Annotated in this window: 10 protein-coding genes; 4 read left to right on the forward strand and 6 right to left on the reverse strand. The window is 66.1% G+C overall.

The window, feature by feature from the left end:
• Window positions 1-871: quinone oxidoreductase (locus QE494_RS13465; RefSeq protein ID WP_300044034.1), on the forward strand; the 871-nt coding region annotated here is incomplete at its 5' end.
• A gap of 62 nt (window positions 872-933) precedes the next feature.
• Here QE494_RS13465 and lspA read toward each other — a convergent pair.
• The 3 genes from lspA to QE494_RS13480 are packed head-to-tail and all read right to left on the reverse strand — an operon-like array spanning window position 934 to window position 5,376.
• The gene (lspA, locus tag QE494_RS13470; RefSeq protein WP_300044036.1) at window positions 934-1,440 is read right to left on the reverse strand and encodes a signal peptidase II; all 507 of its coding nucleotides are present in this window, start codon (window positions 1,438-1,440) and stop codon (window positions 934-936) included.
• Between the two features lies 1 nt (window position 1,441).
• On the reverse strand, window positions 1,442-4,297 hold the full coding sequence (gene ileS, locus QE494_RS13475; protein ID WP_300044038.1) for an isoleucine--tRNA ligase: 2,856 nt from the start codon (window positions 4,295-4,297) through the stop codon (window positions 1,442-1,444).
• Between the two features lie 47 nt (window positions 4,298-4,344).
• Complete coding sequence (locus tag QE494_RS13480; protein ID WP_300044039.1) at window positions 4,345-5,376, reverse strand: bifunctional riboflavin kinase/FAD synthetase; 1,032 nt, start codon at window positions 5,374-5,376, stop codon at window positions 4,345-4,347.
• 212 nt (window positions 5,377-5,588) lie between these two features.
• Between QE494_RS13480 and QE494_RS13485 the strand changes: the two genes are divergently transcribed.
• Entirely contained in the window at window positions 5,589-6,146 is a 558-nt protein-coding gene (locus QE494_RS13485; protein ID WP_300044040.1) for an HNH endonuclease, read from the forward strand.
• Between the two features lie 49 nt (window positions 6,147-6,195).
• Here QE494_RS13485 and QE494_RS13490 read toward each other — a convergent pair whose 3' ends face one another.
• Window positions 6,196-6,456 (reverse strand): DNA-binding transcriptional regulator, encoded by a 261-nt coding sequence (locus QE494_RS13490; protein WP_300044041.1) that lies wholly within the window; start codon window positions 6,454-6,456, stop codon window positions 6,196-6,198.
• A 49-nt stretch (window positions 6,457-6,505) separates the two neighbouring features.
• Window positions 6,506-6,805, reverse strand: a complete 300-nt coding sequence (locus tag QE494_RS13495) for a BrnT family toxin (RefSeq protein ID WP_300044042.1) — start codon at window positions 6,803-6,805, stop codon at window positions 6,506-6,508.
• 102 nt (window positions 6,806-6,907) lie between these two features.
• Between QE494_RS13495 and QE494_RS13500 the strand changes: the two genes are divergently transcribed.
• On the forward strand, window positions 6,908-7,789 hold the full coding sequence (locus QE494_RS13500; protein WP_300044043.1) for a PhzF family phenazine biosynthesis protein: 882 nt from the start codon (window positions 6,908-6,910) through the stop codon (window positions 7,787-7,789).
• Between the two features lie 73 nt (window positions 7,790-7,862).
• Window positions 7,863-8,948, forward strand: coding sequence for a patatin-like phospholipase family protein (locus QE494_RS13505; protein ID WP_300044044.1), 1,086 nt, complete (start codon window positions 7,863-7,865; stop codon window positions 8,946-8,948).
• Window positions 8,949-9,027: 79 nt separating this feature from the next.
• Here the strand turns inward: QE494_RS13505 and QE494_RS13510 are convergent.
• A partial coding sequence (locus QE494_RS13510) for an acyl-CoA dehydrogenase family protein (protein ID WP_300044045.1) occupies window positions 9,028-9,345 on the reverse strand: 318 nt, incomplete at its 5' end.

Consider the following 9,345-nt stretch of genomic DNA (forward strand, 5'->3'; position numbering starts at 1 on the left):
CGGCCTCAACTACATCGACGTCTACCAGCGCACCGGCCTCTACAACCTGCCCCTGCCGCTGCAACTGGGCATGGAGGGTGCTGGCATCGTGGAGGCGGTGGGCGAGGGCGTGACCCACCTGAAGGTCGGCGACCGCGCCGCCTACGCCAGCAACCCGCCCGGTGCTTATAGCGAAGCGCGGGTGATGCCCGCCACCTGCGTCTGCCGCCTGCCCGACGCGATCGACTTTGACACCGGCGCCGCGATGATGCTCAAGGGCCTCACCGCGCAGTACCTGCTGAAGAAAACCCTGCCTGTCGAGGGCCTGCAAAAGGGCGACTTCATTCTCTTTCACGCCATTGCAGGCGGCGTGGGCCTTATCGCTGCCCAATGGGCCAAGGTCCTCGGGCTGCAACTCATTGGCACAGCCGGCAGTGACGAAAAATGCGCGCTGGCCAAGTCGCTGGGCGCGGCCCATGTCATCAACTACCGTAGCGAAGACTTCGCCGCGCGGGTGAAGGAAATCACCGGTCGCCAGGGCGTCAAAGTGGTCTACGACTCGGTGGGCAAGGACACCTGGGACAAGTCGCTCGATTGCCTGCGGCCCTTCGGCCTGATGGCCAGCTTCGGCAACGCCTCCGGGCCAGTGCCGCCCTTCCCCCCTGGCATGCTGGGCACCAAGGGCTCGCTTTACATGACCCGCCAGACCCTGTTCAGCCACATCACCACCCGCGAGTCCACCCAGGCCATGGCCGACGACCTGTTTGCAGTGGTGGCCAGCGGCCAGGTGAAGATCCGCATCGACCAGCGCTTCCGGCTGGACCAGGTGCAGGACGCACACCGCGCCCTGGAGGCGCGGCAGACGACGGGCTGCACCATCTTGCTGCCCTGACCTTGCGCTGGGTCGGGGGGCCGTGTCTCCCGGCCGCGGGCCTTGGGCCCTAGGCCCTTGGCTTAGCGCCCGCGCCGCACCCGCAGCACTTCGTCGAGGATCATGCCGACCGCGCCCGCGGTGATGGCTGCATCGGCCACGTTGAATGAGGGGAAGTACCAGCCGGCGTAATGCAGCTGGATGAAGTCGACCACGTAGCCGTGCATCAGCCGGTCGACCACATTGCCCAGCGCGCCGCCGAGCAGGCAGGCCATGGCAAAGGCGAACAGGCGCTGGCCCGCGTGCTGGCGCAGCATCCAGACGATGAAGACCGCCGCGCCCAGCCCGATGGCGGTAAAAAACCACCGCTGCCAGCCCGAGGCCCCCGCCAGGAAGGAAAAGGCCGCGCCGCTGTTGTGCACCCGCACGACGTTGAAGAAAGAGGTCACCCAGGTGCTGTCCCCGAGCTGGTAGTAGCCCAGGATCAGCGTCTTGGTGAACTGGTCGGCCAGGAAGATCAGCAGCGCCAGGCCCAACCAGGGCAGCATGCCCGCCGACCTGGACCGGCCACTCCCGCTGCCGCCGGCCATGTCAGGCGCAGGCCCGGGATTCCCCGGCGCCAAACAGGTTGCTCACACAGCGGCCGCAGATCGTCGGGTGCGCGGCGTCGGCGCCCACATCGTCGCGCCAGTGCCAGCAGCGCTCGCACTTGGCGGCGCCGCTGGGGGCGGCCTGCACCTGCAGCGCGTCGCCAGTGTGCAGGGTGATGGAGGAGGTCATGAACACGAACTTCAGGTCATGGCCCAGGCTCGCCAGCAGCGCGTGGTCGGCCGCTGGCGCGGTGAGCACCAGGTCGGCTTGCAGCGAGGAGCCCACCGCACCTTTTTCGCGCAGGGCTTCCACTTCCTTGTTGGCGAGATCGCGGATCTCGCGCAGGCGGCTCCACTTGGCCAGCAGGGCCTGGTCGGGCGCACCCAGGGTTGAATAGGTCTCGAAGAAGATCGAGTCTTTGCCACCAAACACCCTCCAGGCCTCTTCCGCGGTGAAGGACATGAAGGGCGCCATCCAGCGCAGCATGGCCTGGGTGATGGACCACAGGGCCGTTTGCGCACTGCGGCGCGCGTGCGACTTCGGCGCGGTGGTGTAGAGGCGGTCTTTGAGCACGTCCAGGTAGAAAGCACCCAGGTCCTCGGAGCAATACACCTGCAGCTTGGCCACTACCGGGTGGAACTCGTAGTCCTCAAAGTGCGCCAGCACCTCGGCCTGCATCTGCGCGGCGCGGGCCAGCGCGTAGCGGTCGATCTCCAAGAGCTCAGACAGCGGCACCGCGTCCTGGGCTGCGTCAAAGTCGCTCACGTTGGCGAGCAAAAAGCGGAGCGTGTTGCGGATGCGGCGGTAGGCGTCGACCACGCGGGCGAGGATCTTGTCGTCGCCGGCGATGTCGCCCGAATAATCGGAGGCGGCCACCCACAGCCGAATGATTTCCGCGCCGAGCTTCTCGCTGGTCTTTTGCGGGTCGACCCCGTTGCCCAGCGACTTGGACATCTTGCGGCCCTGGCTGTCCACGGTGAAGCCGTGCGTGAGGATGCCCCGATAGGGGGCGCGGCCATACATGGCGCAGGCAGTGAGCAGCGAGCTGTGGAACCAGCCGCGGTGCTGGTCATGGCCTTCGAGGTACAGGTCGGCCTCGGGGCCGTTCTCGTGGCCGTTGCCGGCATGCGAGCCCTTGAGCACCGTGGTGTGGGTGGTGCCAGAGTCGAACCACACCTCGAGGATGTCGGTGCTCTTGGTGTACATCGGCGCGTCGGCAGCGCAGCCCACCTTGGCAAGAATTTCTTCGGTACTCGCCTTGGACCAGGCCTCAATGCCACCGGCTTCGACCATGGTGGCGGCCACGTCGAGGATCTCGGGCGTCTGGGGGTGCGGCTCGCCCGAATCCTTGTGCAGGAAGAAGGGCAGGGGCACGCCCCAGGAGCGCTGGCGTGAGATGCACCAGTCGGGCCGGTTGGCGATCATGTCGCGCAATCGGGTCTGGCCGTTCTCGGGGTAGAAGCGGGTTTGCTCAATGGCTTCGAGCGCCATCTGGCGCAAGGTGGCGGGCGCCTTGTCAGTGGTGAAGATGCCCTCGCCTTCGTCCATGCGGATGAACCACTGGGCGGCCGCGCGGTAGATCACCGGCGACTTGTGGCGCCAGCAATGCGGGTAGCTGTGGGTGATGGTCTCGGTGGCCATCAGGCGGTTGGCGGTGCCCAGAACCTCGAGGATGCGCGGGACGGCCTTCCAGATGTTCTCGCCGCCGAACAGGGGCAGCTCGGGCTCGTAGCTGCCGTGGCCCTGCACAGGATTCAGGATGTCGTCGTAGTGCAGACCATGGGCCATGCAGCTGTTGAAGTCGTCCACGCCGTAGGCGGGCGAGGAATGGACCAGGCCGGTGCCGTCGGCGTCCGTCGCGTACTCGGCGAGGTAAACCGGCGACAGGCGCCGGTAGCCTTCGTGCACGTCGTACAGCGGATGGCGGAAGTTGAGCCCGCCCAGTGCCTTGCCCGGGGCGGTGGCGACCACGCTGCCTTCGGTTTTGTAGCGGGCCAAGCATTTCTCCACCAGGGAGGCGGCCAGCACCAGAAAGCCCTTGGGTGTTTCCACCAGGGCGTAGTCGATCTCGGGGCCGAGGTTGAGGGCCTGGTTGGCTGCCAGCGTCCAGGCGGTGGTGGTCCAGATGACGGCAAAGGCCGGCTTCGCTTCCCCTGGCAAGGCGGTCAGGCCAAAGGCGCTGGCCAGGGCCTTCGGGTCATCGGATTCGAAGGCCACATCCAGCGTCTGCGACTTCTTGTCGGCGTATTCAATCTCGAACTCGGCCAGCGAGGAGCCGCAGTCAAAGCACCAGTACACGGGTTTGAGGCCCCGGTAGACGAAGCCTCGCTCCATCACCCGCTTGAAGGCGCGAATCTCGTCGGCCTCATTGCGAAAGTCCATCGTGCGGTACGGGTGGTCCCAGTCGCCCAGCACGCCCAGGCGCTTGAAGTCGACCATTTGCTGGGCAATTTGCTCTGTGGCAAAGGCCCGGCTCTTGGCCTGCATCTCGTCGCGTGGCAGTTTGCGGCCGTGCTTTTTCTCGATGGCGTTTTCGATCGGCAGACCGTGGCAGTCCCAGCCGGGGATATAGGCCGCGTCCATGCCTTTGAGCTGGCGCGACTTGACGATCATGTCCTTGAGGATCTTGTTGACCGCATGGCCCATGTGGATCTGCCCGTTGGCGTAGGGCGGGCCATCGTGCAGGATGAACTTCTCGTGGCCGCAGCGGGCCTCACGCAGGCGCTTGTAGAGGCCCTGGTCTTCCCACTCCTTGACCCAGCCCGGCTCGCGCTTGGGCAGGTCGCCGCGCATCGGGAAGGGGGTGTCGGGCAGGTTGAGGGTGGCGCGGTAGTCGGTCTTGTTCTCGTCGGACATGGCAGGTCTTCGTGGGGCTCGCTGACAAATCAAGCCATGACGGCCTGTCAATGTGCGGGGCGTGAATGTGCGGGACGTGCGGCGGCGAAAAAGGACCGGGCCGCTTCGCAGTCGCGGGCAATGCCGGCGGTGAGGGCAGACAGGCTCTCGTACTTCAGTTCGTCGTGCAGTTTGTGCAGCAGGTCTACTTGGATGATTTTACCGTAGCCCCCCTCGGCGCCCAGGTGGGCTGGCCAGTCCAGGCAATGGGTTTCCAGCAGCACGCGGCCGCCGTTGACGTCATTCGGGTCGAGCGAGGGCCGCACCCCCAGGTTCGCTACCCCTTCCAGAGGCGGGTCTCCAGGGCCGGTGAGGCCGCGGACATGGACGCAAAAAATGCCGCTGGCAGCAGGCTTCCAGTGGGAAAAGCGCAGGTTGAGCGTGCGAAAGCCGCCCGGGAACTCGGCATCCCGGCCCAGCTCCCGCCCGAGCTTGCGACCATGCAGCACATGGCCGCTGATGCCATAGGGCCGGCCCAGCAGGGCGGCAGTGGCGGACAAGTCGCCGCGCGCCAGGGCGTCACGCACCGCCGAGCTCGAGACCCTCAGGCCACGCACCTGGTAGCTGTTCATGCGGGCCACATCAAAGCCCTGGGCCGTGCCCGCGGCGTCGAGCATGGCGTAGTCGCCAGCTCGGCGCGCGCCGAAGCGGAAGTCGTCGCCCACCAGCACGTAGCGCGCGCCCAGGCCCTGCTGCAGCACCTGGCTGATGAAGGCCTCGGGCGCCAGGCTGGACAGGCGCTCGTCGAAGGGCAGCACCACGCATTGGTCTACACCGCAGGCGCGCAGCTCGGTGAGCTTGTCGCGCAAGGTGGCGATGCGCGCCGGTGCCAGGTCCGGCTTGCGCTGCACGCCGGCAAAGAAGTCGCGCGGGTGTGGCTCGAAGGTCAGGACGCAGCTGGGCACGCCGCGGTGGCGCGCCTCGCTGCTCAGAAGGGCCAGCATGGCTTGGTGGCCCCGGTGCACGCCATCGAAGTTGCCAATGGTCAGCGCGCAGGCGGGCGCGATGCCCGGATGGTGGAAGCCGCGAAAAATCTGCATCTGGGGGTTGTGGGGAATGTCTTGGCGGTCTTACTTGGCAGTCACGGTGACAAGCGTCGCGATTGCCGCTGGAAAGACATCTAAACGCGCTATATTGTGACGGCGAAAGTCAACCGTGGCCCGGCATCGGGCGTCGGCCCCTGCCCCCCGATCCCGGGGGACTCGCTCCGGCACCCCGCCTGGCCCATCAACTGGCAAGGAGGCGTTTGCTTGTGAAGGTGTTGAAGCTGTCTGCCCAGGGCCTTCCCCAGTCCTGGATCTCGCTGGAGCAGGCTGTCCTGCACTACGCGGCCGATCAGGTCCGCTGGGATGCCGGCGTGCCCATTGCCGTTTTCCGAGGTGGCCACAACGCAGCCACGGGTCTGCAGTCGCAGATCGCAGTGAGCAGCATCATCGGGACCAAGGGCGTCCCGGGCATCAATCCCTTCGACCTCAAGCCGGGGCTGACCAACAGCAAATTGTTCGCCCGCGACCGCAACCTCTGCGCTTACTGCGGCGACGAATTCGGAGAGACCGAACTGACCCGGGAGCACATCATCCCCTTCGCCCAGAACGGCCGCGACCACTGGATGAACGTGGTCACCGCCTGCCGCGCCTGCAACCACCGCAAGAGCAGCCGCACACCGGAGCAGGCGCGCATGCCTTTGCTTTACGCGCCTTATGTGCCTAGCCTCTGGGAAGACTTCATCCTGCGCAACCGGCGCATCCTGGCCGACCAGATGGAGTTCCTCATGGCCCATCTGCCCAGAAGTTCTAGGTTGTTCGGGTAGCGCAGGGTTGAGTGAGGCGGGCCTCGCCCTCCTGCGGGGTGCGAGAAGCTCAGCGCAATGCGGCGAGCGCTGCTTCCGGCGCCTTCTCCAGCACTTTGAGGAGAGCTTTCGCCGCTCCGGTCGGCGATCGCTTGCCCTGCTCCCAGTTGCGGATTGTCTCGAGTGAGACGTCGATGCGCTCGGCGAATTGCGCTTGGCTGAACCCAAGGCGTTTGCGCACCCGGCGGGCGAAGCGCGCTGCGTCCTGCATGGCCTGGGCCTCATCTGCCGCGGCTTGGCGCGCGATGTCTGCCTCCGTGGTGACCTCCACACGTGCCCTGTCAATGCGACCCTTTGGAAGGGCGCCGCTTCGAGCCGGGTCAATCGTCACGCGTACGGTTCTCATACTGCTTTACCTCTCGCTGGTTGGCCTTCCGTGCAGAAACGATCCGGATCGCTCCCTGCCTGGGCGTGTAGACCAGAACGAACAATCGCCCCTCGATCTTTCCCGTCACTTGATATCGGTCCTCACCGTAGCTGCGGCGTACATCCTGCTGAACCAATCGGTCTCGGTCGAGGAAGGCCCGAAGTGCATAGGCGAAATCAAATCCCCGCTCCCGAAAGCAGGCCTCACTCTTGGCCTCGTCCCATTCGAAGTCCATCGCCAAAGTGTAGGTCATTGAACCACCCCGGGCAACCTGGATTTGGTTCAGGCGCAGCCGCAGCGCTCAGGTGGTGTTCCTTTGCTAACCTGCAGGCCTTCACCACCACATTCAGTGCAGATGCCTCGCGTCTCTTTCAAGCAAGTCGATGTTTTCACGGACCAACCCTACCGCGGAAATCCGGTCGCTGTGGTGCTCGACGCGCATGGCCTCACCTCCGAGGCCATGCAGCGCATCGCCCACTGGACGAACCTGTCCGAGACCACCTTCGTCCTGCCCCCGACGCAGGCTGGCGCCGACTACCGGGTGCGAATTTTCACGCCCCAGTCGGAGCTGCCCTTCGCGGGCCACCCTACCCTGGGCACGGCGCACGCGCTGATGGAGGCGGGCCGCATCGTCCCGCAGCTTGGCAAGCTGGTGCAGGAATGCGCAGCCGGTCTGGTCGAGCTGACCGTGAAACCCGTCGACGGTGCGAGCCCGCAGATCGCCTTCCGGCTGCCCGACCCTACGCTGGTTCCTCTGGAGCCTGCCCAGGTCGAGGAACTGGCGTTCATCCTGGGGGCGCCGGTTCGACGTGACCCGGTTCCCAAGCGCGTCAACGTGGGACCGGTCTGGACCATCGTCCAGTTGGAAAGTGCCCAGGCGGTGCTCGACCTCCGGCCCGACTTCGCCCGGATGGCCACTTTCGACCAACGTAACAAGTCCATCGGCACCGTGGTGTACGGGGCCTGGGGCGAGGGCGAGGCGGCCGCGATCGAGGTCCGGGCCTTTGCGCCCAGCGTGGGCATCCAAGAAGACCCGGTCTGCGGAAGCGGCAATGGATCGGTCGCAGCTTTCATTCGCGACGCTGGTCAGATCGCCCGGTTCGGTCCCCGCTACACCGCCACCCAGGGCCGGGTCGTCGGCCGCGCGGGCCATCTGCTGGTGGAATTTGAGGGGGCAGACGTTATCCGCGTCGGCGGACAGTCCGTCACCTGCATCGACGGAAGTATCCTGATTTGACCCAAGGGTGGTCGCGCTTCACGGGGGCCGATAGACTCTCCTGCCCGCCCCCTTTGCTTCCCGAATTGCCGGCATGCGCCTGACCCTCTCCTCCGCCTCCGCGCTCCTGCGCGCCGGTGCCCGCTCCGCTCGCCGCACGTTGGGCGTGCTCTGCCTGTTTGCGCTCGCCGCCTGTACCGGCATCCCTCCAGCCACCGCTCCGGGGCCCGGTCTGGCCGCGGCGTTGCCGTCCACCACGCCTGCGATCAAGATCGGCATTGCCCTGGGCGGCGGCGCTGCCAAGGGCTTTGCGCACATTGGTGTCATCAAGGTTTTAGAGGCCAATGGCTTTGCGCCTAGCGTGGTGGCAGGCACCAGCGCGGGCAGCGTGGTCGGAGCCCTGTACGCCAGCGGCATGAGCGCGCGCGAGTTGCAGGAAAAGGCCGTTGCGCTCGATGAAACCCGCATCCGTGACCTCCAACTGTCCTCCGGCGGTTTGCTGCTGGGGCAAAAGCTGGAGGACTATGTGAACGAGCAGGTGGGGCGCAGGCCAATGGAGCGGCTGGACAAACCCTTCGTCGCCGTGGCGACGCGGCTCGAGGACGGCCAGCGAACCGTGTTTGCCCAGGGCAATACCGGCCAAGCGGTGCGCGCCTCCAGCAGCGTGCCGGGCGTGTTCCAGCCAGTGACCATCGGCAGGTATCACTTCGTTGACGGCGGGGTGGTGAGCCCTGTGCCGGTCGATGCGGCACGTCAACTCGGCGCCGACCTGGTGATTGCGGTGGACATCTCGAGCAAGGCGCGCGGCCAGACGCCTGCCAGCATGGTGGGCACGGTCAGTCAGTCCCTCGCGATCATGGGCCAGAGGCTCAGCGAGGCCGAGGTGGCGCGGGCCGATGTCATCGTGCGGCCCCAGGTTCTGGACATCGCTGGAACCGACTTCACCCAGCGTGCCTACGCGATTTTGGAGGGTGAGAAGGCCGCAGCCGCGGCCTTGCCACAGATCCGGGAACGCATCGCGCAGCTGCGGGCGGCGCGCGAGCAGGCTGTCCGTGTCGCTCGACAAAATGCCGCCCAGGCGCAGTACCAGGCCTGCCTGGAGCAGCGCTCGCGCTTGCAGAAGATTTCAGAAAAAGTGACCGGCCTGGCAGGCCTCGACGGCGCCTGCCCGGTGCCTTGAGGCCCGGGCCGCTGGCCCGACGCGTCGCAGATGAAAAAGGCCTGGGCATCCCGGGCCTTTTCGCTACAGGCCGGTACGCTCAGGCAAAAACGCCCGCTTGGTCCTGCATGCGCGCCGACACCTCGCCGAGGTGGTGCAGGGTGTCGCCGAACACCATCTCCATCTGGGTGAGTTTCTTAAAGAAGTGGCTGCCCACGTACTCGTCGGTCACCCCGATGCCGCCGTGCAGCTGCACCGAGTTCTGACCAACGAAGCGCATCGACACGCCCAGCTGGTACTTGGCGCGCGCCATCGCCTGGCGGCGCTCGGCAGTCGGTGCATTCAGCTTGAGGCTGGCGTAGTAGCTCATGGAGCGGGCCAGCTCGAGCTGCATCTTCATGTCGGCCATGCGGTGACG

The sequence above is a fragment of the Ramlibacter sp. genome (assembly GCF_029866045.1).
GTDB lineage: Bacteria > Pseudomonadota > Gammaproteobacteria > Burkholderiales > Burkholderiaceae_C > Ramlibacter.

Bases quoted from the DNA above. Each gene is read 5' to 3' on its own strand.
- lspA (WP_300044036.1), bottom strand. From the start codon at position 1,440: ATGGCCGGCGGCAGCGGGAGTGGCCGGTCCAGGTCGGCGGGCATGCTG.
- ileS (WP_300044038.1), bottom strand. From the start codon at position 4,297: ATGTCCGACGAGAACAAGACCGACTACCGCGCCACCCTCAACCTGCCC.
- QE494_RS13480 (WP_300044039.1), bottom strand. From the start codon at position 5,376: ATGCAGATTTTTCGCGGCTTCCACCATCCGGGCATCGCGCCCGCCTGC.
- QE494_RS13495 (WP_300044042.1), bottom strand. From the start codon at position 6,805: ATGACCTACACTTTGGCGATGGACTTCGAATGGGACGAGGCCAAGAGT.
- QE494_RS13500 (WP_300044043.1), top strand. From the start codon at position 6,908: ATGCCTCGCGTCTCTTTCAAGCAAGTCGATGTTTTCACGGACCAACCC.
- QE494_RS13505 (WP_300044044.1), top strand. From the start codon at position 7,863: ATGCGCCTGACCCTCTCCTCCGCCTCCGCGCTCCTGCGCGCCGGTGCC.